This window comes from Sphingopyxis sp. (assembly GCF_025869345.1).
Taxonomy (GTDB): domain Bacteria; phylum Pseudomonadota; class Alphaproteobacteria; order Sphingomonadales; family Sphingomonadaceae; genus Sphingopyxis.
The window spans coordinates 1-25351 of the sequence record NZ_JAOZVW010000105.1 but is presented as its reverse complement, the minus strand read 5'-3'; the positions used below and the strand labels follow the sequence as shown (position 1 = coordinate 25351).

23 protein-coding genes and 1 other RNA gene are annotated in these 25351 nt (G+C 66.2%); 15 read left to right on the top strand and 9 right to left on the bottom strand.

Translation table 11 applies throughout. The annotated features are described in order from the left end of the window. Positions 1 to 13 precede the first annotated feature (13 nt). Positions 14 to 649, top strand: coding sequence for a rhomboid family intramembrane serine protease (locus tag OJI97_RS11100; protein WP_297663471.1), 636 nt, complete (start codon positions 14 to 16; stop codon positions 647 to 649). 94 nt (positions 650 to 743) lie between these two features. Here OJI97_RS11100 and OJI97_RS11095 read toward each other — a convergent pair whose 3' ends face one another. The 5 genes from OJI97_RS11095 to OJI97_RS11075 are packed head-to-tail and all read right to left on the bottom strand — an operon-like array spanning position 744 to position 3960. Further along, the gene (locus OJI97_RS11095; protein WP_297663469.1) at positions 744 to 1292 is read right to left on the bottom strand and encodes an NUDIX hydrolase; all 549 of its coding nucleotides are present in this window, start codon (positions 1290 to 1292) and stop codon (positions 744 to 746) included. 25 nt (positions 1293 to 1317) lie between these two features. After that, positions 1318 to 1998, bottom strand: a complete 681-nt coding sequence (locus OJI97_RS11090; RefSeq protein ID WP_297663467.1) for a hypothetical protein — start codon at positions 1996 to 1998, stop codon at positions 1318 to 1320. A 12-nt stretch (positions 1999 to 2010) separates the two neighbouring features. Continuing rightward, the gene (locus tag OJI97_RS11085) at positions 2011 to 2835 is read right to left on the bottom strand and encodes a YgcG family protein (protein WP_297663466.1); all 825 of its coding nucleotides are present in this window, start codon (positions 2833 to 2835) and stop codon (positions 2011 to 2013) included. Continuing rightward, positions 2832 to 3356, bottom strand: coding sequence for a YgcG family protein (locus OJI97_RS11080; protein ID WP_297663464.1), 525 nt, complete (start codon positions 3354 to 3356; stop codon positions 2832 to 2834). The genes OJI97_RS11085 and OJI97_RS11080 overlap by 4 nt, the downstream gene beginning before the upstream one ends. 1 nt (position 3357) lies before the next feature. After that, a complete protein-coding gene (locus tag OJI97_RS11075) occupies positions 3358 to 3960 on the bottom strand; it encodes a LemA family protein (RefSeq protein WP_297663462.1) in 603 nt (200 codons plus the stop codon). 118 nt (positions 3961 to 4078) lie between these two features. Here OJI97_RS11075 and mscL point away from each other — a divergent pair, with 118 nt between their 5' ends. After that, entirely contained in the window at positions 4079 to 4495 is a 417-nt protein-coding gene (gene mscL / locus OJI97_RS11070) for a large conductance mechanosensitive channel protein MscL (protein ID WP_297663460.1), read from the top strand. A 37-nt stretch (positions 4496 to 4532) separates the two neighbouring features. Continuing rightward, positions 4533 to 4892, top strand: a transfer-messenger RNA (tmRNA) gene (gene ssrA, locus OJI97_RS11065). A gap of 165 nt (positions 4893 to 5057) precedes the next feature. Here the strand turns inward: ssrA and OJI97_RS11060 are convergent. Beyond that, positions 5058 to 5468 (bottom strand): helix-turn-helix domain-containing protein, encoded by a 411-nt coding sequence (locus tag OJI97_RS11060; protein ID WP_297663458.1) that lies wholly within the window; start codon positions 5466 to 5468, stop codon positions 5058 to 5060. A gap of 69 nt (positions 5469 to 5537) precedes the next feature. On the opposite strand from OJI97_RS11060, the gene OJI97_RS11055 reads away from it, so the two are divergent. The 4 genes from OJI97_RS11055 (at position 5538) to OJI97_RS11040 (ending at position 10559) form a co-directional block, all read left to right on the top strand. After that, positions 5538 to 6173 carry a cation transporter gene (locus OJI97_RS11055; RefSeq protein WP_297663457.1) on the top strand — a complete coding sequence of 212 codons (636 nt, stop codon included), beginning with the start codon at positions 5538 to 5540 and terminating at the stop codon, positions 6171 to 6173. Between the two features lie 122 nt (positions 6174 to 6295). Continuing rightward, positions 6296 to 7978 carry an MFS transporter gene (locus OJI97_RS11050; protein WP_297663456.1) on the top strand — a complete coding sequence of 561 codons (1683 nt, stop codon included), beginning with the start codon at positions 6296 to 6298 and terminating at the stop codon, positions 7976 to 7978. Then, the gene (locus OJI97_RS11045; protein WP_297663454.1) at positions 7975 to 9207 is read left to right on the top strand and encodes an HlyD family secretion protein; all 1233 of its coding nucleotides are present in this window, start codon (positions 7975 to 7977) and stop codon (positions 9205 to 9207) included. Before OJI97_RS11050 ends, OJI97_RS11045 begins: the two co-directional genes overlap by 4 nt. Beyond that, the gene (locus tag OJI97_RS11040) at positions 9204 to 10559 is read left to right on the top strand and encodes an efflux transporter outer membrane subunit (protein ID WP_297663452.1); all 1356 of its coding nucleotides are present in this window, start codon (positions 9204 to 9206) and stop codon (positions 10557 to 10559) included. The genes OJI97_RS11045 and OJI97_RS11040 overlap by 4 nt, the downstream gene beginning before the upstream one ends. Here OJI97_RS11040 and OJI97_RS11035 read toward each other — a convergent pair. Further along, on the bottom strand, positions 10556 to 11191 hold the full coding sequence (locus OJI97_RS11035) for a TetR/AcrR family transcriptional regulator (protein ID WP_297663450.1): 636 nt from the start codon (positions 11189 to 11191) through the stop codon (positions 10556 to 10558). The genes OJI97_RS11040 and OJI97_RS11035 overlap by 4 nt on opposite strands. A gap of 109 nt (positions 11192 to 11300) precedes the next feature. On the opposite strand from OJI97_RS11035, the gene OJI97_RS11030 reads away from it, so the two are divergent. Genes OJI97_RS11030 through OJI97_RS11020 form a run of 3 tightly spaced genes read left to right on the top strand, consistent with a single transcriptional unit; the run spans position 11301 to position 17077 of the window. Continuing rightward, entirely contained in the window at positions 11301 to 12497 is a 1197-nt protein-coding gene (locus OJI97_RS11030) for an efflux RND transporter periplasmic adaptor subunit (RefSeq protein ID WP_297663448.1), read from the top strand. A 10-nt stretch (positions 12498 to 12507) separates the two neighbouring features. Next, on the top strand, positions 12508 to 15675 hold the full coding sequence (locus OJI97_RS11025) for an efflux RND transporter permease subunit (RefSeq protein ID WP_297663446.1): 3168 nt from the start codon (positions 12508 to 12510) through the stop codon (positions 15673 to 15675). Further along, complete coding sequence (locus tag OJI97_RS11020; protein WP_297663444.1) at positions 15668 to 17077, top strand: efflux transporter outer membrane subunit; 1410 nt, start codon at positions 15668 to 15670, stop codon at positions 17075 to 17077. Before OJI97_RS11025 ends, OJI97_RS11020 begins: the two co-directional genes overlap by 8 nt. Before the next feature lie 53 nt (positions 17078 to 17130). Here OJI97_RS11020 and OJI97_RS11015 read toward each other — a convergent pair whose 3' ends face one another. Further along, complete coding sequence (locus OJI97_RS11015; RefSeq protein ID WP_297663442.1) at positions 17131 to 18153, bottom strand: formylglycine-generating enzyme family protein; 1023 nt, start codon at positions 18151 to 18153, stop codon at positions 17131 to 17133. A 113-nt stretch (positions 18154 to 18266) separates the two neighbouring features. After that, positions 18267 to 20276, bottom strand: coding sequence for a M3 family metallopeptidase (locus OJI97_RS11010; protein ID WP_297663440.1), 2010 nt, complete (start codon positions 20274 to 20276; stop codon positions 18267 to 18269). Positions 20277 to 20471: 195 nt separating this feature from the next. Between OJI97_RS11010 and OJI97_RS11005 the strand changes: the two genes are divergently transcribed. The 5 genes from OJI97_RS11005 to OJI97_RS10985 all read left to right on the top strand — a co-directional run. Next, the gene (locus tag OJI97_RS11005; protein ID WP_297663438.1) at positions 20472 to 21419 is read left to right on the top strand and encodes a hypothetical protein; all 948 of its coding nucleotides are present in this window, start codon (positions 20472 to 20474) and stop codon (positions 21417 to 21419) included. Between the two features lie 284 nt (positions 21420 to 21703). Next, positions 21704 to 22726, top strand: a complete 1023-nt coding sequence (locus OJI97_RS11000) for a site-specific integrase (RefSeq protein WP_297663437.1) — start codon at positions 21704 to 21706, stop codon at positions 22724 to 22726. A gap of 423 nt (positions 22727 to 23149) precedes the next feature. Beyond that, positions 23150 to 23719: an RNA polymerase sigma factor gene (locus tag OJI97_RS10995; RefSeq protein WP_297663436.1), complete on the top strand. Its 570-nt coding sequence runs from the start codon at positions 23150 to 23152 to the stop codon at positions 23717 to 23719. Then, a complete protein-coding gene (locus OJI97_RS10990; RefSeq protein ID WP_297663434.1) occupies positions 23716 to 24672 on the top strand; it encodes a FecR domain-containing protein in 957 nt (318 codons plus the stop codon). Before OJI97_RS10995 ends, OJI97_RS10990 begins: the two co-directional genes overlap by 4 nt. A 120-nt stretch (positions 24673 to 24792) precedes the next feature. Then, positions 24793 to 25351, top strand: a 559-nt coding sequence (locus tag OJI97_RS10985) for a secretin and TonB N-terminal domain-containing protein (RefSeq protein WP_297663432.1), incomplete at its 3' end; no start/stop codon positions are given.

Sequence of the window (25351 nt, the reverse complement as noted above, 5' to 3'; positions counted from 1 at the left end):
CGGAGCGCGAGCGATGAAGCCGCAGGATGCGCCGCTGATCACGGGCTATGCGCTCGTCTGCGTGGTCCTGTTCGTCCTGCTCCAGATCACCGGCTTTCAGGTCGATGCGATCGTCCGCGCGGGCTTCATTCCAGCACGGTTCGGGACCGAGGTCATCGCCCCGCCGGGGACGATGCTGCCCTTTTTCCTGACGCCGCTGAGTTCGGCCTTTCTGCACGGCGGCTGGCTGCACCTGATCTTCAACATGGTGATGCTGCTGTTCATCGGCCGCCAGCTCGAAGCGCCGCTGGGCGCGAAGGCGATGGCGGTGCTGCTGCTCGCCGGCGCCTATGCCGGCGCGCTCGCGCAGTTCCTTGCCGATCCGGGGTCGGCCATCCCGATGATCGGGGCGAGCGGGGCGATTTCGGCGCTGCTCGCGGTGTTCGCACTGATCTTCAGCCGCACGCAGACGTCGGCGATCGGGCCGATCCCGGCGCATTGGGTGCGCGCGCTCTGGCTGGCTGCGGCGTGGATCGGATTGCAACTCGCGCTCGGCATCGCGGGCGGCGGCGGCTTCGGCGCGGTCGCGATCTGGGCGCATGTCGGCGGGTTTCTGGCGGGGCTGGTGCTGGCAAGGCCGCTGCTGCGCTGGCGGTTCGGGGGGCGATGATTCTTCATTTATCCGTTCGTGTCGAGCGAAGTCGAGACACCCATCGGGGCCGCATTGCCTCATGGTGTCTCGACTTCGCTCGACACGAACGGAATTAGCAGGCCTTCAGCAACCCGCCTGCCAGCAGCATCGCCACGCGCACGTCGATCCCGCAGCCTTCGGCGCGTTTGGCCGCGACGAAATCTTCGATGCCGTCCAGCGGGACGCGGTGGACCATGATGTCCTCGCCATCGACCCCGCCGCCTTCGCCGACCCTGGTCAGCCCTTTCGCTACGAGCAGGGTGAAGCTTTCGCTCACCATGCCGGGCGAGCTGTAGAATTCGCCGACGGTGCGCCAGTCGGCGGCGCGATAGCCGGTCTCTTCCTCCAGTTCGCGCCGCGCCGCGATCTCCGAAGCCTCGCCCGCGGTATCGTCGCCGACGAGGCCGGCGGGCAGTTCGAGGCAGCGGACCTTGAGCGGCACCCGATATTGCTCGACCAGAAGGACGTGGCGTCCGTCGGATGCTTCGTCGATCGCGAGGATCACCGCGGCGTGGATGCCGCGCGAGCGCGAGACATATTCCCACGTCCCCTGCTGTTTGACGGTGATGAAGCGGCCCTCCCAGCGGGTTTCGATGGGGGTGTCGGGGGAGGGGATGGGCATATCTATCCTGTCGTCATTGCGAGCATTAGAGCTCGATCAGCCGATCGGGCAGTTCGTTCGGATTCTCGCTCCCGCGCGGGAAATGGTCGGCGAGGACCAGCCCCATCTGGCGCACCGCTTCGGCCATGCCTTCGCCGGGCTGGCCCTTGCGGACGAGGTCGATCAGCGCCGCCATCGCGTCGCCCCAGACCTCGGGCGCGACCTTGGCGGCGATTGCTTCGTCGGCGACGATGTCGGCGCGATGTTCGCGCAGGCTGACGTAGAGGAGGATGCCGGTGCGGCCCAATGTCTTCGCCTCGGTGCCGACCTTGAACAGGTCGATCGCGCGGGCGCGCACGCGCGCCGCCAGGATCGCGCGCGGCGTCAGCCACAGGCGGAGCGGACGCCATAGCAGGATCAGCCATACGCCGATCCATTTGAGGACGCCGATCGCGATCACCGTTCCGAGCCATTGATTGGACGTCAGTTCGTGGCCCCAGCCGCCGGTGATGCGATAATAAAGGCCCTGATAGAAATCGGGGAACAGCGCGACGATCGACATGGCGAGGAAGGCGATCATGCTCGCCCAGACGAGCGCGACATCGTCATAATCGTTCGACTGTGCGGCGATCACGGTTACGATCTCGCCGCTGGTGTGTTCCTCGGCCGCGGCGACCGCGGCGGTGACGCGGTCATGGTCGGCTTCGCTGACGTGACTGACTTTCATCGCTCCGCTCCCCTACCAGCCGCCCGAGGCGCCGCCGCCGCCGAAGCTGCCGCCGCCGCCCGAAAAGCCGCCGCCCCCGCCGAAACCGCCGCCGCCTCCCCATGAGGAACCGCCGCCGCCCCACGACGATCCGCCGCCGCCGCCCCAGTCGTTGTCGCCCCAGATGATGATCGGCGCGCCGCCCCACGGGCGGTTCCTGCGATGCCGCTTGCCGCGGCCGCGGAAGGCCGAAAGCATCGGCAGGATGAAGAAGAAAAAGACGATGAAGCCGATGAAGAAGAGCCCGCCGAAATCGCCGTCGTCGGCGCGGTCGCGCGCGGCCTTGTCGGCGGCGGCGGCGCGCGCGGCGGCCTCCTCGGGCGGGAGCTGGATCTGCTGCGCGATCGCATCGACTCCGGCCTGGATGCCGCCGGGATAATCGCCCGCCTTGAATTTCGGGGTGACGTCGTCGCGGATGATGCGGCCCGACAAGGCGTCGGTCAGCACGGGCTCGAGGCCATAGCCGACCGAAATATTCATCCGCCGCTCGTTCGGGGCGATGAGGAAGACGACGCCGTCGTTATTGTCCTTGCCGCCGATGCCCCAGGCGCGGCCGAGCTTGTAGCCGTAATCGGAGACGTCATTGCCTTCGAGGCTGTTCACCGTCGCGACGACGAGCTGATGTCCGGTGGTCTTTTCGAGCTGTTCGAGCTGGACGCTGAGATTGGCTTCCTCGGCCGGCGGGATGATGTCCGCCTGATCGACGACGCGGCCGGTGAGCTTGGGAAAGGTCTGCGCGGTCGCGGGGGCCGCGAGCAGCGAAAGGCCCAGCGCCCAGCCGAGCAGGAGCGATCTCATGGCGTGTCTCCGGTCTGGGCGGCGATGGCGTCGACTCCGGCCGACAGGCCGCCCGCATAATCCGCCTTGGCGAAATAGGGCGTCATCCGGTGGACGATCGCCTGCGCCTTGTCGTCGGTCAGTGTCTTTTCCATGCCGGTGCCTGTGGCAATCCGCATCTGTCGTTTCTTCGGTGCGATCAGGACGACGATGCCGTCGTCCTGATCCTTGCGTCCGATCTTCCAGCGGTTGCCGAGGCAGGTGCCGAAGTTGTCGACCCGCGCGCCGTTGAGGTCGGAGACTGTCACGACGACCATCTGATGCCGGGTGTCACGTTCGTAGCGGGCCAGACGCTCGGACAAGCGCGCCTCCTCTTCGGCGGTCAACAGGTCCGCCGCGTCGGTCACGCGGCCCGCGAGCGCCATTTGGGGAACGCCGTCGCAGGCCGCCGTTTCCTTTGCGGCAACCGGTTCGGGTGCCGCCTTGCAGCCGCCCGCGACCGCCAGGATCGCGAGCGGAACGGCAAGAGCGGCGGCGCGCATCCTATTGACCGAAATCGACCTTCGGCGCGACGTTCGCATTGGGGCTGACCGCCTTGTACGGCGTCATCGGCTTGGCGCCGTGGACGATCTTCGCGCCGATGATGTCGGGAAAGGTGCGGATCGTCGTGTTATAATCCTGCACCGCGCCGTTGTAATCCTGGATCGAGACGTTGATCCGGTTCTCGGTGCCTTCGAGTTGGGTCATCAGGTCGGCGAAGCGCGCCTGGCTCTTGAGCTCGGGATATTGTTCGACGGTGACGAGCAGGCGGCCGAGCGCGCTCGACACATTGCCCTGCGCCTGCTGGAATGCCTGGACCTTCGCCGGGTCTTCGAGGTCGTCGGTGCTGAGCTTGACCTGCGTCGCCGAGGCGCGCGCCTGGATCACGCCTTCGAGCGTCGACTGCTCGATCTTCGCCGCGCCCTTCGCGGTTTCGACGAGGTTGGGGATCAGGTCGGCGCGCCGCTGATAGGCGGCCTCGACATTCGCCCACTTGGCCTTTGCGGCCTCTTCCTTGGTGGGAACGCTGTTGATACCGCACGCGGACAGCGAGACGGCGGCAAGCGGAACGATCAGCCAGCGGGCGGAACGATAGGTCATGGTCATCAATGCTCCCTCGCGCGGCGTTTTGCCGCAACAATACACATAATAGGATCGTGCTTGCCTTTGCGCAATCGTCGCGGCAATTTCGCGCCACGGAATATATCATCCGGGGAGCAGCAACATGTTGTCGGAATTCAAGGAATTTATTGCCAAGGGCAATGTCATGGACCTGGCGGTCGGTGTGATCATCGGCGGCGCGTTCGCAACGATCACCGGCTCGCTGACCGAGGATCTGATCATGCCGCTCGTCGGCTGGATCTTTGGCGGGGTCGATTTTTCGAGCAAGTTCATCCTGCTCGGCAGCGTCCCCGACGGGATCGCCGCAACCGACTATGCCGCGCTCAAGAAGGCCGGTGTCGCGATGGTCGGCTATGGCGCCTTCATCACCGCAGTTATCAATTTCCTGATCCTGGCCTGGGTCATCTTCCTGCTGGTGAGAATGGTGAATCGGGTGACGCGCCGCGGCCCCGATGCGCCCGCGGGGCCGACCGAGGTCGATATCCTCACCGAAATCCGCGACGAATTGCGGAAGAAATAGGGATAAACGCCCATAACGGGATGAACGGCCCGTCCGCGCCCTTTCCAAGCGCGGGCGGGCTTCCTATATGGGTTGTGCCGGTTTCGGCCGGCTATGAGGATAAATGGTGTCGTGGAATAGACACAGCGGACCCGGGGGCAGTACCCGGCGGCTCCACCACAAACCCGCGCGCTCACGTAAAAATGGGGCGCGGGCTTCTGACGGGGCCGAACCAGGATCGACGTGTGTTCAAAGACGATGTTTTCTTCCGGGCTGAGTAACCCGTTCAAGGCTCAAACCTATAAGTGCTAACGATAACGAAGCACTCGCTCTGGCTGCGTAACCGATAAGCCTCACGGCCTAAGGTTATTCAAATAGAACGCGGTTCGGACCGAACCGGGCAACAGAATCGGATACCAGCGGCTGGGGACGAGCCGGGCAACAGAATCGTCCCACCCTTTCCTTTCCGATATTTTCATGCGTCACCCCCGCGCAGGCGGGGGCCGCCATCGGTCTACGCGGCGCCGCAAGGCAAGACCGCCAGCGGCCCCCGCCTGCGCGGGGGCGACGGCGATTAATGGAATCAATGCGCCCCCTCGCATTGCCCATGATCGCCCAGTGCCTCGATCACGCGGCAGTCGCCCGCGAGGCCGCCGCGGCAGCGGCCGACGATGCGTTGGAGTTCGTCGCGGAGCGCCGATAGCTGCGCGATCTTTTCCTCGACCTGTTGCAGATGCCTGGTCGCGATCCGGTCGGCTTCGCTGCAATCCCGGTCGGGATGGTCCGACAGGTCGAGCAGCGAGCGAATCTCCTCGATCGTGAAGCCGAGGTCGCGCGAATGGCGCACGAAGCTGAGCCGCGCGCGGTGCCCGCCATCATAGCTGCGATAATTGGCGTCGGTGCGCGCGGGCGGCGGGAGCAGGCCGATCCGCTCGTAATAGCGGATGGTTTCGATGTTGGTGCCGGTGGCACGCGACAGTTCGCCGATTTTCATCGCTTGACCCTGTAGTGGCTACAGGCTGCATATAGGATGCCGACTCGACGATGTAAGGAGGCTTCGGCGATGGCCGATCAATGCTGTGCCGGAAAAAGCGGCAAGACCGCGCTCAACGATCCGCGCTGGCGGCGCGTGCTGTGGATCGCGCTGATCGTCAACGCCGCGATGTTCGGGGTCGAGATCGTCGCGGGTGTCGCGGCGGATTCGCGCGCGTTGCAGGCCGACGCGCTCGATTTTCTGGGCGACAGCGCCAATTACGCGATCAGCCTGGGCGTTGCGGGCATGGCGATCGGCTGGCGGGCGCGGGCGGCGCTGCTCAAGGCGGCGACGATGCTCGCCTTCGGCCTCTGGGTCTTCGCATCCGCCGTCTGGGGCTTCGTCGCGGGCACGACGCCCGAGGCGGAGACGATGGGGATCATCGGCGCGCTGGCGCTGGCCGCGAATGTCGTCGTCGCGCTGATGCTCTATCGCTGGCGCACCGGCGACGCGAACATGCGGTCGGTATGGGTCTGCTCGCGCAACGACGCGATCGGCAATCTCGCGGTGATGGCGGCGGCATTGGGCGTGCTCGGCACGGGGCAGGGCTGGCCCGACCTTCTGGTCGCGGCTATCATGGCGGGGCTTGCCATCTGGGGCAGCATCGACGTGTTCCGCCATGCACGCAGCGATCTGGCGGGTGCGGCGGCGGGCGAGGCCGTGTGACGAGCGGATAGCGAAAGGGGTTTCCGCGTGCCGCGCCCGCGCATATTGTGCGGTGACGATGCCGATGGCCCCGACCCTGCAAAGCGCACGGAAAAACGCTGCCGAAGCGCGACACGAGTCGCATGGCTGAGGCGCGCCCCACCGCCGCGCCGGCGCAGCCATATGTCTTCAAGCCGCACGAGCGCCCCTTCATGCCGGGTTCGCCCGCGTCGCCCGATCATCCGGTGCGGCGCAAGATCGGCTATTTCTTCATCGGCCTCTATCTCGCGATCGTCGGGGGTTTCACCAACGGCCTGCTGATCGCGAACCTGACGAGCATCCAGGGGCATATGGACCTGACCCCGGCCGAAGGCGGCTGGGTGACCGTCGCCTATAATATGACGAACGCCTGCATGAGCATCCTGCTCTATAAATCGCGTCAGCAGTTCGGCATCCAGCGCTTCGTGCGCGTGATCATGATCGCGCTGCTCGTCGCCAATTTCCTTCAGCTTTTCGATGCCGGATACCGGATGGAGCTGATCGCGCGCGGCGTGTCGGGGATCGCGGCGAGCGGCCTCACCACGCTCGCGGCCTTTTACCTGATGCAGGGGTTGCCCGCGGAAAAGCGCATCGCGGGCTTTCTGCTCGCGATCGGCCTGACGCAGGTCGCGGTGCCCTTTGCCCGCGCCATCTCGCCGCTGCTGCTCTTCGACGGCGACGTGTCGCATCTGTTCGATTTCCAGTTCGCGCTGTCGCTCGTCGCGGTCGGGCTGGTTTTCCTGTTGCAGGTGCCGCCGGGCGAGACGATCAAATCCTTCGAGAAGCTCGACCTGCTCACCTTTCCGATGCTGGCGGCCGGGGTCGGACTGCTCTGCGCCTTTCTGGTCCAGGGGCGCATCATATGGTGGTCGACCCCGTGGCTCGGCGGCGCGCTCGCGGCCTCGGTGGTGCTGATCGGCGCGGCGTTTCTGATCGAGCACAACCGGCAGAACCCGATGCTCCGGACGCGCTGGCTGGGCAGCGCCGAGCTCGTCCAGTTCGCGCTGATCGGGGCGCTGGTGCGCGTCCTGACGTCGGAGCAGAATTTCGGCGCATCGGGACTGCTGGCGGCGACCGGCCTCATCAACGAACAGCTCGTCTCCTATTATTGGGTGCTGACCGGTGCGACGCTCGCGGGGGCGATCCTCGCGATCCTGCGGCTCGACCCCACCGATCTGCGCCGTCCGGTGCTCGTATCGCTCGCGGTGATCGCGGTCGGCGCCTTTCTCGACACCCATTCGGGGCTGCGCACCGGGCCGGTGAACCTCTATTTCTCGCAGGCGGCGATTGCCTTTGCCGCGGTCTATTTCATGGGGCCGATGATGATGGAGGGGCTGCTCCGCGCGCTGACCAAGGGGCCGTCCTATCTCGTCAGCTTCGTCGGGGTGTTCAGCCTGTCGCAGACGCTCGGCGGCCTTGCGGGCGTTGCGGCGCTGTCGGCCTTTCATACACTGCGCACCAAGGCGCATCTGATGACGCTGGGGCAAAGCATCTCGACCAATAATCCCGCGGTCGCGCAGGGGATCAACAGCCTGGCCGCTGCGCTCACCGGCGACATGACCGACCCGGTGCTGCGCAGCGCGGTCGCCGGGTCGCAGGTGGTGCGCGAGGCGGCGCGCGAGGCGACGATCCTGGCGTTCAACGACGTCTTCTTCGTCATCGGCGCCTTTTCCGCGCTGGCGTTCGTTCCGCTATTCGTGCGTTGGGCCTATGACCGGCGGCGCGGGCACAACCCGCTGGCGAAGGAATTGGAAGCATTGCAGAAAATGAGGGCGCAGAACCAATGAGCGACGACAGGTCCGACACGCCGCAGCCGGAAACGCCCGAGCCTGCGCCGAAGGCTCCCGCACCGAAGGCGCCCGCACCGAAGGCTTCCGCGCCGCCCCCGGCAGCGGAGCCTGCGCCCGAAGCGCATAAGGGATCGCCCGACGACCAGATCGGCCCGCCGCCCGCGGGCTGGCGGCCGCCGCAGTCGCGCGGCCGGATCATATTGTTCGGCGCGATCATCCTCGCCGGCGCGCTCGCCATCCTTTATGCCTGGGGCCTGCCGCCGTTCCGGCCCGACAGCCAGACCACCGACAACGCCTATATCCGCGGCCAGACGACGATCATTGCGCCGCAGGTCGGCGGCTATGTGACCGAAGTGCTGGTGCAGGATTTCGAGCGTGTCGCGGCGGGACAGGTGCTCGTGCGGATCGACGACAGCATCTATCGCCAGCGCGCCGCGCAGGGGACGGCGAATATCGCGGCGCAGAGCGCGAGCCTCAGCAACAGCGAGCAGAGCCAGCGCTCGGCCGAGGCGCAGGTGCGGTTGCAGGACGCCGCCGTCGCCAACGCGCAGGCGCAGCTTCAGCGCGCACAGGCCGACATGCGGCGCGTCAATGAGCTCGTCGACGCAGGATCGGTGTCGCTGCGCGAGCGCGACCAGACGCTCGCGGCGCTCCGCCAGGCCGAGGCGGCGGTGCGCCAGGCGCAGGCGCAGCACCAGATCGCGGTCGAGCAGGTGCGGTCGGTCACGGTCGGACGCAGCGGGCTGGAAGCCGGGGTGGAGAATGCCAAGGCGGCGAGCGGGCTTGCCGCCATCGATCTTGGCCGCACGGTGATCCGTGCGCCGCGCTCGGGCAGTCTCAGCGAGGTGTCGGTGCGCGTCGGCCAACTCGTCAATCCGGGCACCCAGCTCATGTATCTGGTGCCGCAGACGCATTGGGTGGTCGCCAATTTCAAGGAATCGCAGACCGCGAACATCCGCGTCGGGCAAAAGGCGCGGATGCGCATCGACGCGCTCGGCGGGGAGGCGCTCAAGGGCACGGTCGAAAGCATCGCGCCCGCGGCGGGAAGCGAGTTCAGCGTCATCAAGCCCGACACCGGATCGGGCAATTTCGTGAAGGTGCCGCAGCGCATCGCGGTGCGCATCCGCATCGATCCGGGCCAGAAGCTGGCGGCGCGGCTGGGGCCGGGCATGTCGGTCGTCGCCACCGTCTATACGGGCAGCGCCGATAGGGATGGCGGGCGGTGAGACGCGCCGCGCTGCTTCTGCCGCTGCTGCTCGGCGCCTGCGTGCCGGCACTGACGCCGCGCCCCGAGGGCAGCACCGTCGCGCCGCCCGCCGACTGGCGCACGGCATTGCCCGCCGACGGACCGATCGACGCCGCCTGGTGGGGACGCTTCGGCGATCCGCAGCTCACCGCGCTGGTCGAACAGGCGCGCGCGAACAACAGCGACCTCGCCATCGCCGCCGCCCGCGTCGCCGAAGCGCGCGCGCAGGAGCGCGTCGCGCGATCGCTGCTGCTGCCCACGCTGTCGGCTAGCCTGCCGGGATCGGAAGCGCGGACGGTCAATGCCTTCGGCCAGCCGAGCGAGAGCGTTTCGGCGCAGCCGACCTTCCAGGCGGCCTATGAGGTCGACCTGTTCGGCGGCAATGCGGCGCGGCGCGATGCGGCGCGCGCCAATGCCGCGGCGGTCGCGGCGGCGCGTGAGGCGGCGATGCTGTCGGTCAGCGCGGCGGCGGCGAGCGGCTATATCACGCTGCTTGCGCTCGACGCGCGGCGCGATCTTCTGAAGCAGACGCTGGTTTCGCGCGGCGAAGCGCTGCGCATCGCGCGCGACCGCGCCGAGGCGGGCTATACCTCCCAGCTTGAACTGCGGCAGTCGGAGGCCGAATATCGCGCCGCCGAGCAGCAGATTCCGGCGATCGAGGCGGCGATCGCGCGGCAGGAAAATGGGCTGTCCTTGCTCGTCGGCGACACGCCGCATGCGATCGCGCGCGGGGCGCGTTTCGATGCGCTCGCGACGCCGGTGGTGCCCGCCGTCCTGCCGTCAGATCTCGTCCGCCGCCGGCCCGACATCGCGCAGGCCGAATATGCGCTCGCCGCGACCGACGCCAATCTGCGCGCCGCGCGCGCGCAGTTCCTGCCGCAGATCCGGCTTTCGGCCTCGGCCGGGGCGGCGGCGTCGAACCTGCTCGGCGACCCGATCAGCATCTGGTCGATCGGCGGCAGCATATTGGCGCCGATCTTTCAGGGCGGGCGGTTGCAGGGGCAATATGACGCCGCGACCGCGCAGCGCGACCAGGCCGCCTTCGCCTATCGCAAGTCGGTGCTCACCGCCTTCCGCGAGGTCGAGGATCAGCTTGCGCTGATCGACCGGCTCGGCGCGCAGGAACAGGCGCTGCTTGCGCAGCACAATGCCGTCGCCGAAGTGCTGCGCCACGCGACGAACCGCTATCGCGCGGGCTATTCGCCCTATCTCGAGCAGATCGACGCGCAGCGCGCGCTGCTCGCGGTCGATCAGGCGCTGATCCAGCTTCGCGCCGACCGGCTCAGCGCCTATGTCGCGCTTTATCAGGCGCTTGGGGGAGGGGCGGATTAAACGATCCGGAAATGCGAGAGGAAGGGGCGGAGCCGCCAGCGGACCTGATCCTCGTCGAGCATCCCGTCCTCGACCCCCGCCAGGGTGCTGAGCATCGAATCGCCCGAGACGGTCGAGACGAACAGTTGGGCGGCGGCTTCCGGATCGTCGATCTCGGCTTCGCCTGCCGCCGCCCAGTCGGCGAACAGCTCCGAAAGCTCGTGGACCGCAGGCATATGCAGGTCGCGATAGATTTGCAGCGCGAAGTCCCGGTCGCGCAGACATTCGGAAACCAGCATCTTCATCAGCGCGATCGCGCGCGGCGAGCGGCGGAATTCGCGCTCGCTCTCGACATAGTTCATCAGCGTTTCGACATTCGATTGCGCCGCGATGTCGCCGCGTTCCATGCGGCTCAGCACCGTCTGGTCGCGCCAGCGCGTCGCGATCGCGTGGAGCAGCCCCTGCTTGTTGCCGAAAAGCTCGTAGAGCGTCGCGAGCGACCCGCCCGAGCGGCGGACGATTTCGGCAAGACTGGTGCGGTCATAGCCCTGTTCGATGAACAAAGTTTCGGCCGCATCGAGAATCGCCCCGTGCCGCCGTTCGCGCGGGGTCGGCCTATCCGCCTGACATATCGTCGATTCGCACTTTTCCAACGCCTATTCTCTCCCTTGCTCTTGACTGTAATTTATATTACACGGCGATTCAACGCAACGGTTCCGGCCCGTTTTACGTTCAGCAAACATCGATTTTCCAGGGGTCCTTATGATTCGCCTTCGTCCCGTGGCAAGCGCCGCCTGCGCTGCGCTGGCCCTCGTGCTGGCTTCCTGCTCGTCCGAGGCGCCGCCCGCGCCGCCGCCGCCCGAGGTCAATATCGTGACCGTCGGCACCCAGGCGGTGCCGAACGTCATCGAACTGCCCGGCCGCGTCCAGGCCTATCGCACCGCCGAGGTGCGCGCGCGCGTCGACGGCATCGTCGAGCGGCGATTGTTCGAGGAGGGCAGCTATGTCGCCGCGGGCAAGGCGCTGTTTCGCATCGATCCGCGGCAGCTCACCGCCAACGTCAACGCCGCGCGCGCGCAGCTCGCCCGCGCGCAGGCAACCGCGGCGAACGCGCGGCAGGTCGTGAACCGCTATCAACCGCTCTTGTCGGAACAGGCAATCGGCAAGCAGGAATATGACGCCGCCGTCGCGGCGCAGCGCACCGCCGAGGCCGACGTCCAGTCGGCGCAGGCCAATCTCGATTCGGCGCGGCTCAGCCTCGGCTATGCGACCGTCACCGCGCCGATCGGCGGCCGCGCGCGGCGCGCCGAGGTGACCGAGGGCGCGCTGGTCAGCGCCGCGCAGGGCACGCTGCTGACGACGATCGAGCAGATCGACCGCGTCTACGTCAATTTCGGCCAGTCGAGCTCCGACCTGATGGCGATCCGCCGCGACATGGAATCGGGGCGGCTGCAATTCCCGCCGGTGGGCCGCGTCGAGGTGCAGCTGATCCTCGAGGACGGCACGCCCTATCCGGTGATCGGTCACCTCGATTTCTTCGACCTTTCGATCGATGAGGCGACCGGCACCGCGGCGCTGCGCGCGGAGTTTCCGAACGCCGGCAATGCCTTGCTGCCGGGGCAGTTCGTGCGCGCGCGGATCAAGGCGGGGGTGCGGCCCAACGGCATCCTGATCCCGCAGCGCGCGGTCAAGCTGTCCGCCGACGCCGCGACGGTGATGATCGTCGATGCCAAGAATGCCGCGACGCTGCGTCCGGTGAAGCTGGGCGAGATGCAGGGCGGGCAATGGGCGATCCTCGACGGGTTGCGGCCCGGCGACCGCGTGATCGTCGACGGCCTGCAAAAGGTCCAGCCGGGACAGCCGGTGAAGGTTGCGGGAACCGCAGCGACCCGGCCCCAGCCCGCCCGGACCGCGCCGTCCAAGACCGCCCCGGCCAAGACCGCGGCCACCAAGCGCTGAGGCCGACTGCATGACTCCCCGCTTCTTCATCGACCGGCCCATCTTCTCGTGGGTCATCGCCATCGGCATCCTGCTCGCCGGGATCATCGCGCTGCGCGGGCTGCCGGTCGAGCAATATCCATCGGTCGCGCCGCCGTCGCTGACGATCAGCGTCACCTATCCCGGCGCCGATGCCGGGACGCTCGAGCAGAATGTCACGCAGGTGATCGAGCAGGAGCTGAACGGGGTCGAGGGCTTCCTCTACATGGCCTCGACCAGCGAATCGAACGGCACCGCGTCGATCACCCTGACCTTCGAAGCGGGGACCGACATCGACAATGCGCAGATGGAGGTCCAGAACCGCCTGCGCCGCGTCGAGCAACGCCTGCCCGAGGATGTGCGGCGGCAGGGCATTTCGGTGACGGAGGCCAATTCGGGCTTTCTGCTGATCGTCGCGATCACGTCGAAGAGCGGCAAGACCGACCCGATGGAGATCAACAATTTCGCCAACACGCGCGTGCTCGACGAGCTGCGCCGCGTCAACGGCGTCGGCAACGTTCAGGCCTTTGCGCCCGAATATGCGATGCGCATCTGGCTCGATCCGCAGAAGCTCGCCTCCTACAATCTCTCGCCCGCCGAAGCGCTCGGCGCGGTGCAGGAACAGAACAGCCAGACGCCCGGCGGCCAGCTCGGCGATCAGCCGCTCGCCAAGGGCGCGCAACTTAACGCCGTCATCACGACGCAGGGCCGCTTCACCAAGCCCGAACAGTTCGCAAGCATCATCCTGCGCGCCAACCCCGATGGGTCGGCGGTGACATTGGGCGACGTCGGCCGCGTCGAACTCGGCGCTGCGAGCTATCTCTTCTCGTCCGAACTCAACGGCAAGCCGATGGCGGGGCTCGCGGTCCAGCTCACCCCCGGCGCCAACGCGCTCTCGACCGCGGCGGGCATCCGCGAACGGATGGACGAGCTGGCGAAGGGTTTCCCGCCCGACGTCACCTGGTCGATCCCCTATGACACGACCCCCTTCATCAGCCTGTCGATCGAGGAAGTGGTGAAGACGCTCGCCGAGGCGATGGCGCTCGTCTTCCTCGTGATGTTCCTCTTCCTCCAGAACTGGCGCGCGACGGTGATCCCCACCGTCGTCGTCCCGATCGCGCTCGCCGGTGCGTGCCTTGGCCTGTGGATGGCGGGCTTTTCGATCAACGTGCTGACCCTGTTCGGCATGGTGCTCGCGATCGGCATCCTCGTCGACGATGCGATCGTCGTGATCGAGAATGTCGAGCGCATCATGAGCGAGGAGCATCTGTCGCCCTATGAGGCGACGGTGAAGGCGATGAGCCAGATCACCTCGGCGATCATCGGCATCACGCTGGTGCTGATCGCGGTGTTCATCCCGATGGCCTTCTTCCCCGGATCGACGGGCGGCATCTATCGCCAATTCTCGCTGACGCTGGCGATCTCTATCGGCTTTTCGGCGCTGCTCGCTCTGACGCTGACCCCGGCGCTGTGCGCGACGCTGCTGAAGCCGCACGACGCGGCAAAGCGCAGCGGGCCGATCGGCGCGCGCGTCGACCGCTTCTTCGATGGCTTCAATAGCTGGTTCGGGCGCACGACCGACCGCTATCAGGGACAGGTCGGCCACGTGCTGTCGGCTCCGCTGCGCTGGCTCGGCATTTTCCTCGCGCTCGTCGCGATCACCGCCTTGCTCTTCTTCCGCCTGCCGGGTTCGTTCCTGCCGCAGGAGGATCAGGGCTTTCTGATCACCGTCGTCCAGGCGCCGCCGGGCGCGACGACGCAGCGCACCGACATCGCCGCGAACCAGGTCAAGAAATTCTTCGCGGAGCAGCCGCAGGTCGCGGACACCGTCTTCGTGCGCGGGTTCAGCTTCTTCGGCCAGGGGCAGGCGAACGCGATCATGTTCACCCCGCTCAAGCCGTGGAAGGAACGCCACGGCAAGGAGAACAGCGCCGAGGCGATCGCGGGCAAGGCGATGGGCGCCTTCATGGGCATCAAGGAGGCGTTCGTCTTTTCGCTGAGCCCGCCGTCGATCCCCGAACTCGGCACGTCGAGCGGCTTCACCTTCAAGCTGCAGGACCGCGGCGGCGCCGGGCGCGATGCGCTGCTCGCCGCGCGCAACCAGATGCTCGGCGGCGCGATGCAGAGCAAGACGCTCGCCAACGTCCGGCCCGAGGGGCAGGAGGATGCACCGGTGCTGAAGGTCGACATCGACCGCATCAAGGCGCGCGCGCTCGGCCTGTCGATCGGCGACGTCAATGCGACGCTCGCGATCAGCTTCGGCAGCGCCTATGCCAACGACTTCACCCGCGAGGGCCGCGTGCTGCGCGTGCTGCTCCAGGCCGACGCCGCGAGCCGGATGACGCCGCAGGACGTGCTCGACCTCAAGGTGCGCAGCGCGGCGGGCGAGATGGTGCCTTTCGGATCGTTCAGCACCGCCGAATGGTCGGCGCAGGCGCCGCAGCTTCAGCGCTACAACGGCTATCCCGCGATGACGATCTCGGGCGAGCCCGCGCCCGGCCAGTCGACCGGCGAGGCGATGGCCGAGATGGAGAGGCTGGCGCAGGCGCTGCCCGCGGGCTTCGCCTATGAATGGACGGGCATCTCCTATGAGGAGAAGCAGTCGGCGGGGCAAATCGGCATGTTGCTGGGCCTGTCGCTCGTCGTCGTCTTCCTGCTGCTCGCGGCGCTCTACGAGAGCTGGTCGGTGCCGGTGTCGGTGCTGCTCGTCGTGCCATTGGGCGTGCTCGGCGCGGTGCTCTTCTCGATGCTGCGCGGGCTCTCCGCCGACATTTATTTCAACGTCGGGCTGATCACGATCATCGGGCTCGCCGCGAAGAATGCGATCCTGATCGTCGAATTCGCGATCGAGCAGGAGGCCGAAGGCAAGGGAACGCTCGACGCGGTGATGGAGGCGGTGAAGCTGCGCCTCCGCCCGATCATCATGACCAGCATGGCCTTCATCCTCGGCATGGTGCCGCTGGTGATCGCGAGCGGGGCGGGGGCGGCGAGCCGCCGCGCGGTCGGCACCGGGGTGATGGGCGGCATGATCGCCGCGACGCTGCTCGGCATCTTCTTCATCCCGCTCTTCTACCTGTCGGTGCGCAAGTGGCTCAGCCGCAAGCGGCCCCCGGCGCCGTCCGAGAAAAGCCATCATGAGGAGGGGCCGACCCATGCGTAAGCCGATCCTGCTCCTCGCCGCGGCGACGATGCTGTCGGGGTGCGTCAACCTTGCGCCGCCGCACGAGCGCCCGGCGCTGCCGACCGCGCCCGACTATCCCGAAGGCTTTGCGAACGACGTCACGCTCGGCCAGCGCGCGACCGAGATATCGTGGCGCGATTTCTTCGCCGACCCGCAGCTCGCGGCGCTGGTGTCGCGCGCGCTCGAACGCAACCGCGACCTCGCGATCGCCGTCGCGCGGATCGAGGAAGCGAAGGGGCAATATCGCATCCAGGACGCCGACCGCCTGCCGACCGTCGGGGCGAGCGCCGACGCGACGCGCAGCCGGGCCTTTTCGGCCTTTACCACGCCGCCGGGGCCCGACACCTCGAACCGCTATTCGGTGGGGGTCGGAGTCACCGGCTTCGAGCTCGATTTCTGGGGGCGGGTGAAGAATCTGTCCGAAGCCGCGCGCAGCCAGTATTTCGCGACCCAGCAGGCCGAGCGGGCCTTTCGCCTATCGCTGATCCGCGACACCGCCTCGACCTATTTCGCCGCGCGCGGGGCGGAGGAGCAGATCGTCCTGGCCGAAGCGACGGTGACCAGCCGCCGCGAGGGGCTACGCATCGCCAAGCTGCGGCTCGACGCCGGGGTGACCTCGGCGCTCGACTATCGCCAGTCCGAGACGCTGCTGACGCAGGCCGAAACGCAGCTTGCCAGCCTCAAGCTCGCCAAGGCGCAGGCGGATAATTTCCTCGCCGTGCTCGTCGGCGGACCGCTTCCGGCCGACCTGCCCGCGCCGCTGCCGCTCGTCGACCAGTCGCGTCCGCCCGCGCTGACCGCGGGGCTGCCGTCCGAATTGCTGGTGGCGCGGCCCGACATCTTGCAGGCCGAGGAACAGCTTCGCGCCGCGCGTGCCAATGTCGGCGCCGCGCGTGCCGCCTTCTTCCCGTCGATCTCGCTGACGGGCAATGTCGGTTTTGCGTCGTCGTCGCTCGACAGCCTGTTCGGTAACAATGGGCTGACGTGGAGCTTCGGCCCGACGATCAGCCTGCCGATCTTCGACTTTGGCCGCAACAAGGGCAATCTGACCGTCGCCGAGGCGCGCGAGAATATCGCGGTCGCGACTTATGAGAAGACCGTGCAGTCGGCGTTCCGCGAGGTCGCCGACGCGCTCGCCGGGCGGCGGCATCTGGCCGAACAGGTCGAAGCGCAGGAGCGCGGGACCGAGGCGACGCGCCGCATCGCCGACCTTGCGCGCAAGCGCTATCGCGAAGGGGTGTCGACCTATCTCGAGGTGCTCGACGCCGAACGCAACCTCTTCGCGTCCGAGCAGGCGCTAATCGAACTGCGCCGCGCGCAGGTCGACAATCTGGTGACGCTCTATGTCGCGTTGGGCGGGGGGCTGGTCGAACCGTCCTAGCGTCAGTTTTCTTTCGTCATTGCTTCGCTTCGCTCGCAATGACGATGCGGGGTTCAAAGAGCGCCCGGCAGCTTGTCGTAAACGAGACGGAAGCCGACGTTGCTCGTCCCCATTCCCGGGTCGCGACCCTGGCGCGAGGCGGGGCGATAGCGCTGGCAATAGTTGGGCGCGCAGAGATAGCTGCCCCCCTTCACCGTGCGCGATGGCACGTCGGGGCTGAACGGGTCATAGGCCGATCCTTCGTCGGGGCCCTTGGGATCATCCGTGTCCTTCGGGTCGTGGCCGGGGCGGAAGAAGTCCGAGGTCGCCTCCCACACGTTGCCGACCATGTCGTAGAGGCCGTTGGCGTTGGGCTTGTAGCAGCCCACCGGGGCGACGCCCTTGAAGCCGTCGGTTTCGGCATTGTAGTTGGGGAAGGCGCCTTGCCAGCTGTTCGCCTCTTCGGGCTGAACATTCTTCGATCGCTGCCCCGCGCTTGCCGCATATTCCCATTCGGCCTCGGTCGGGATGCGCCCGCCCGCCCATCTGGCATAGGCGACCATGTCGTCCCACGCGAGATGCACGACGGGTTCGTCCGGCACCGCGCCGGGACCGTGCGGACCATAGGGCTTCTTCCACGACGCGCCGGGGACATATTTCCACCAGTCGGTATAGCGGTTCGACGGAAAGTCGGGCGGGGTGAAGACCGCTGATCCGGGTTTCAGCATGTCGGGCGGGATCTGGTCGGCGGGGACGTTGAACTGTTTCGGATCGACCGGCTTTTCGGCGACCGTTACATAGTGCGTCGCCGCGACGAAGGCGGCGAACTGGCGGTTGGTCACTTCGTGCGGGTCGATCCAGAAGCCGTGGACGGTGGTCGTCCGCACCGGCCCTTCCTCGTCATAGACATCCTCTTCGCCCATTTCGAAGCTGCCGCCCGCGAGGCGCACCGGCGTGTCGGCGATGCGCGGGCAGGTGCGTGCATGGGCGGTCGCTTCCTCCTTCGCCTGCGGCGCTCCGCCTCCGCACCCGGTCAGCGCCGCGAGCGATGCCGCGGTCAGCAGCGCGCCGAAAAGCGTGAATGTGCGACGCGGCATGGCCTTCTCTCCCCTCGTGCGGGCACACCATTGCCCCCGTCGCGACCCCGCACCCGCGCAGCCGCATCGAATAGAGGAAAGCCCCGCGGTGCGGAACCCCGATCTGCTGCCGCCTACCGGCCCGACTGCAACTCCGCCCGATAGGCGTCGACCGTCCAGTCGCGGCCGAGGAACTCTCTTGCGAGCTGATTCATCGAAGCCGACCCGCCGGGCGCGAGGATCAGGTTGCGATAGCGCATGGCGGTGGCCTGATCGCGCAGGCCGTTCTTGCGAAATTCGCTGAGCAGGTCGCTCGCCAGCGCCTTGGACCATTGATAGGTGTAATAGGAGGCGCCGTAGCCGCCGAGATGGCCGATCGCGGCATAAGCATGGGTGCCCTCCGGATCGGGCACCGCGGCGTAACGGCCATAGGCTGCGTCATAGACCTGGGCCAGCTCGCGGCTTTCGGGCACGCCGGAATAGAAAGCGAGCGAGGCATTGGCATAGCCGAGCTGCGTCATCGTTGTGAACGCCTCGCCGAAGCGGCGGCCGCGATTCATTTTTTCGACCAGAGCCGCCGGGATCGGCTCGCCCGCCGCATTGGTCGCGAACCGCTTCAGCGTGTCATAGTCCCACACCCATTCCTCGAGAAGCTGCGAAGGCGCCTCGATGACGTCATTCTCCAATTCCATCATATTCTGGGCGGCGTAGCTCCGCTGACCGGCGAAAATCCAGTGCATCAGATGCCCGAATTCGTGGAGAAAGGTGACGACGTCCATATGCTCCATCAGGCCGTTGGGAAAGTTTGTCATCAGCACCGCGACCGGCAGTTCGCGGCCTTTGATGCCAATCCGCAGCGGTGCCATCGCGGCATGGGTGTATTTGCCGTCGCGGGGGTGCATGTCGAAATAGAAACGGCCGATCACCGCGCCGTTCTGGACCACTTCATAGGCGGTGACACCGGGCGCCCAGACGTCGGTCGCCCACGGCCGGATCTCGACGCCGAACAGGTCCTGGGCGAGGTCGAGCATCCCGGCCTGCACCTTGTCGAACGCGAAATACTGGCGGACCTCCTCGGGATCGACGTCATAATCCTCCTTGCGGACCAGGCGCGAGGCGTAGGAGCTGCTCCAGCTATGGAGAGCATCGAGCGAGGGATCGTCCCTGCGCAGCCGCGCGAGCATATGTGCGGCATCGGCTTCGCCGATCGGCCGCACGACCCGGTCGATATCGTCGAGGAAGGATTTCACCCGGTCAGGGGTTTCGGCCATGCGATTGCCAAAGTCATAGGCTGCGTAACTGGGATAACCGACCAGCGCGGCGAATTGGGCGCGGTCGTCGATCAAATGCCGCAGGACGGGATCGTTGACCGGATAGGCGCGGTTCTTGAACGCAAACGTCACGCGCTTTCGCAGATCCGCGCTTTCGGCGTAGGTCATGATGGGCCATGTATCCGGATAGGACATGCCGATCCGGACCAGCCCGTCGGCGCCGGCGGGACGCGCCGCCAGCCAGTCCTGCGGCATCCCCTCAAGCTGCGCGGGGGTTGCGGTGACGCTGCGGGCGTCGTCGGCGATGGCCCTGTCGAATTTGCTGATTTCCTCGTTGATGCGGTTTTGCAGGTCGGCGATTTGCTTTCTCGTCGCGTCGTCCTTGTCGACCCCCGCGCGGCGATAGGCGCCGAGCTGGCGGTTCAGCATATAGTGCAAGGCAGGCGGGACCCCCGCCTTCTGGACTGTCAGCAAACGCTCGTAGAGCGGCCGGGACATCGACATTCCGACGAGGGCGGCGTTCGCGCGCTGCATACAGTCCTGAGCGCTCTTGCGGATCGCGGCATCGGGATGCGTTTCTGCGACGACCGCCGGTTCCGCGACGGCGGTGTTCGCGAGATTGTAGAGATCGTCATAGGCGGCGAGCAGCGTCATCGGCTCCGTCGACAGCGGCATGGCCTCGACCTTTGCGCGCAGGCTCGCCAGTGCGTCGAGGCGGCCGCCGCATTGGGCGGTGATGTCCGCGTCGCTTTCGGGCGCTGCCAGAATAGGTCCTATGACGCTGTCCGAAACCGGCACATAGTCCGCAGCGAGCGCTGGCACCGCCGTTCCGCTGAGCAGGAATGAGAACGCAACCGAACGCAGCATCGACATGATGATCTTTCCCCCTGACAATGGATTCGGGCGGGCCCGCTCCCCATGTCGCCGCCGCCCGCCCGAATTTCCCCTGTGGCTCGCTAGCGCACTCCGGCCGGATTGGCGCCGGAAATTTTTGCGTATATTTTCCGCACCATCGCCCCTAGATGCTTTTCTCCATCCAATAGGCGTTGATGATCGCAAAGTAAGAGCGTGAGTGCAGCCAGCCCCACCAAGGCCCATGATCCGCATTTCCAGGTCGATTATTGGTCCGCGGAATCGATCCTTCGCCATCCGGATTTCCCGCACGCGCGCAAAGCCTATTTCGACAGGGTGCTGGCACTTTACGGCGACGACCCGTTCCTCAACAAGTTGCTGATGGAGGCGGTGCGGATCGTGGTCTTCGCCGTCGCCATCTGTATGGAGGCCGGATATCGGCCGGACGATCGGGACACCTGGCCGACGATCGGCAACCTCCAAAAGGCGCTGGCGCTGTTCGGCCTCGCCAGTCCGCGGCGGATCGAACAGATCGTGGGGCGGCTGGTGCAGACCGATTTCCTCGAAAGCCGGGTCTCTCCCCTTGACCGGCGCGTGCGTCTGCTGATCCCGACCGCCCGAATGCTGGCGCACGACCAGGACTGGCTGATCGCGCATTATGCGCCGCTCGCCAGCCTGTTCGGCGAAACCGATTACCGCCTTCCGCTCGGTGGCGACAGGGCGTTCCAGCGTGCCCAGCGGCGGGTCGCGACGGGCATCTTCGCGCAGTCGGCGATGGTCCTGCTCCGCAACCCCGATATTCTGCTCTTTCTCGTGCGCGATGCCGGCGTGTTCGTGCTGATCGAGCTGGCCCGGGAGGTGCTGGAACGCGGGACGCCGACCGTCGACCTGTCGCTGGCCGAACTCGGCCGCCGCTTCGCGGTCTCGCGCACGCATGTCCGCCAGCTTTTGCTGGCGGCCGAGGCGCAGGGCCTGGTTCGCATCGATCAGGCGCAGCGCCGGATCGGCCTGGAACCCCGCCTCCTCGAAAGCCTCGACCGCTTCATTGCCGAGGGCATGTCCAATCACGACCTGACCGGCGCGGCGGCCAGGCGGCAATGCGCCCTTGGCCGCGATGCCGATGGCGGGCAGCTTGAAGGGAAAGGGCCGGGCGACTTTGGCTGACGCCGTGGCGATGCGGCCGGCGCACGCGCGATAAGGCCGGCGCGACCCCCGTCGCTCCGATTTCAGCCTGACCAAATGGCCCGAACCAACGATAAATCAATGTTCATGGTGCGGTCGAGAAGCCGTTCCAGCGCAAGGATTTCTTCCTAATGCACTGAATTCAACGTATATTTTTTCAAAAGATTTCGAGCCAGGACACTTGTTCTGACCCCCTATTGTGCCATCTGTGCCAAGCTGCCTAGGTCGTCTGTGCCACCCGAAACAGATCATGAAAGGCACAAAAAATGGCAACCATTCAGAAGCGCAAAAAGGCTTGGCGGGCTCAGGTCCGCCGCAACGGCGAATCTATTTCCGCAACCTTCGACTCCAAGGTGGAAGCGGAAGCGTGGGCTATCACGACCGAGAGCAAAATCATAGGCGGAGTTGCCGCCGAGGCGATCGTTAGCGAACACATTGTCGCCGTCTCACCGTCGGCCGCCGACATAATCAAACGTTATGCCGACGAGGTGTCGCCAAACAAGCGAGGCGGTCGATGGGAGCAGATCAGACTCCGGATGCTGATCCGTCGATATCCGCTATTCCAGCGTTCAATCACCTCGATCACCGGCGCCGATATCGCCGAATGGCGCGATACTCGTCTGGTCCAGGTTTCGCCATCCACGGTGAACAGGGAGCTTTGTCTTATCTCCAGCGTGTTCACGCAAGCCATGAAGGAATGGCGACTTGGCCTGACGGCCAACCCGTGCTCGCAGGTTACGAAGCCTCGCAAGCCCCGTCCGCGCACGCAGCGCGTCTCCGTCGCCGAACGACAGAAGATTATCGAGCAACTGGGGTGGGATGGAAAAAGCGAGCCGGAAACACAGTCGCAATGGGTGGCGTTCGCCTTCTACCTGGCCTTGGAAACCGCCATGCGGAAAGGCGAAATCCTGTCCCTAACTTGGGCCGATGTCGATTTTGAGGAGCGCCGGGCGCACCTCGACATGACCAAGAACGGCGATGAGCGTGACGTGCCGCTTTCGAAGGCGGCGATGGCGCTGCTTAGGATAGTGCAGGATCGCCGACCGGCGGAGCCGGTGGTTCCGGTGCAGACAGGTCATTTCGACAAACTGTTCCGCGAAGCCAAGCGCGACGCCGATCTGTCGCACATTCATTTCCACGACAGTCGAAGGGAAGCCGCGACGACCATGGCGCCCAAGCTCTCGAACGTGCTCGAACTGGCGGCGATCACCGGGCACAAATCGCTCTCGATGCTTCAGGTTTACTACAAGCCAAAGGCGGCCGATCTTGCGGCACGCCTGGACGCATAGCGTGACCGATACCACGCGCGCTACTCGCTCTGCGATGTCAGGATCCGATGCGTCACAGGACGACAAGCTCTGGACGCAGCGGGAGCTGGCATCGTTTCTCGGTTATTCGGAACGCACGATCTGCCGCATGGTATCGCAGAAACCTGACAGGCTGCCTCCGCGCGTCGCGGGTCTAGGGCGCCCGCGATGGGTTCCCGAAATCGTCCGCGAATGGGCAAGCGGCAGCAGCGCCGCCGCGAACAGGCGTGGCGGACGCCCCCGAACAATTCGGTGACTCCGGATATCAGGCTGGCCCAAACAGCCAAATTCCTCTGGCGGCAAAAAATTTTCGCATAAGCTAGAAGGAAAATCCGCTCCCGCGCCTCTTTGGGGTGCAAGACACAAAATCGCGAGGGGGAGGAGAGAAAGGTCACGGCGAAGGGCGTGATTATCGAGCGGCGGCGCCGCATGGCTGCGTGGGTGACGGAATATGTCATTCCCCACGAAAAGTCGGTGCGCGCCTGGCTCGCACGCCATGCGTCACAGGAGGATGTCGACGATTTGATTCAGGAAACCTATTCGCGGTGCGCAGCGCTGGATAGCGTCGATCATATCGACCGCCCCGATGCCTATTTCTTCTCGATCGCGCGCAATCTGCTGGTCCACCGCCTGCGCCGGGCCAGAATTGTGCCCATCGAAGCCTTTGCGGAGATCGAAAACTTCCAGGACGAAATGCGCCCCTCCCCGGAACATGAAGCTGGCGACCGGATCGATTACCGCCGCATGTTGGCGCTGATCGACGGATTGCCCGAGCGCCGCCGCCGCATCGTGCGGATGCGCAAGATCGACGGCTACTCGCAGCGCGAGATCGCCGACATGCTCGGCGTCACCGAAAGCATCGTCGAGAACGAGATTTTCCGCGGCGTGCAGGCCGTCCAGCGCGCCTGGCGCGACAGCGAGGCGCAAACCGAAGCACGCCTGAGCGAACTGGAAAGCCGGGAGAACCGGACATGACACAGCGGACCGCCACCGACATCGATGTCGATGCCGCGCGCTATGTCGCGCAGATGGACCGCGACGACTGGTCCGACGAGCAGGAGGAGGGCTTGCAGGACTGGCTCGCGCTCGATCCGCGCCACCCCGGCGCCCTGCTGCGCGCGCAGGCAGCGTGGATGTCGCTCGATCCGCCGCGACCGACGGAATCCATTCCGCTCGACGCGCCCAAGCGGTCCGGATGGCTCAGCCGCCGGAGCGTGTTTGCCGGTGGCGGCGCGGTCCTGGCGGCGTCGTTCATGGGCGCGCTGATGCTGGGCGGCGGGACCAGCTATGCGACGTCGGTGGGTGAAATCCGCCGGGTGCCGCTCGCGGACGGCTCGATCGCCGCGATCAACACCGCCAGCGAAATCAGCGTTACGCTGGAGGATGCGGCGCGCCGCGTGAGTGTCGAAGAAGGCGAAGTCTGGTTTCAGGTCGCCAAGGACAAGCAGCGCCCGTTCGTTGTCGCGGCGGGTCGCGCGCGCATCCGGGCGGTCGGCACGGCCTTTTCGGTGCGGCGGCGCGTGGGCGGCGCCGAAGTGCTTGTCACCGAGGGCACGGTCGAGGTGTGGGCCGACGGGGCCGAGGGGCATCGTGTTCGGATCAGCGCGGGATCGCGCGGCTTCATCGCCGACAATGCGGCGATCAAACAGGAATCGGCCGAACCATCGGCGATCGACCGCACGCTCGCCTGGCGCAGCGGCAAGGTCGATCTTTCCGGCGACCGGCTCGACAGCGCGGTCGCCGAGTTCAATCGCTATAACGAACGCAAGCTCGTCGTCGCCAATCCCGCCATCGCCGGCGAACGGCTCGACGGCGTGTTTCGGACCGACGATCCCGAAGGCTTCGCACAGGCGGTTCACATTACCTTGGGCGTGCCGATCGACGTGTCGGATTCGGCTCATATTCGCATTGGCGCGCTCGGCCGGTAAAAAAGTTTCCGCCGGGGTGAAGGAAAATGGCGGCCCGGAACTCTTGTAGGTCTGAGGCGCCAGATCGGGCGCCCGATATGGGAGGGAAACATGGGGATTGGAATCGGCCGCAGCGCATTCATGGCCACGACCGCGATCGTTTGCGTGGCGACGGCGACGCCGGCTTACGCACAGGCCAAGTCGTTCGACGTGCCGGCGCAGTCTGCGACCACCGGTATCGCCGAACTCGGACGCCAGGCTGACATCCAGATCGTCGCCGCCCGCAGAGATACCGAAGGCAAACAGGTCAACGCCGTTCAGGGCGACATGACGGTCGAGCAAGCCGTTGCAATGCTGTTGAAGGGCACCGGACTCGTTGCGCGGCAGACCGGGCCGCAAACCTGGTCCGTCGTTGCCGCAACCGAACCGCAGGCAGCCGCGGATAACGCCTACACCGGCAACGAAATCGTCGTCACCGCGCAAAAGCGGGTGGAGTCCATTCAGGACGTGCCGATCGCGATGACGGCGCTGTCGCAGAGGAATCTCGAAGAGCAGAAGATCGAGAGCGGCTCCGACATCATGCGGGCGGTGCCGAACCTGACGTTCAGCAAGTCGAACTTCACCAGCTACAATATCTCTATCCGCGGCATCGGCACCAAGGCCGTTTCGGCCACGTCCGACCCCGGCGTCGCGGTCAGCT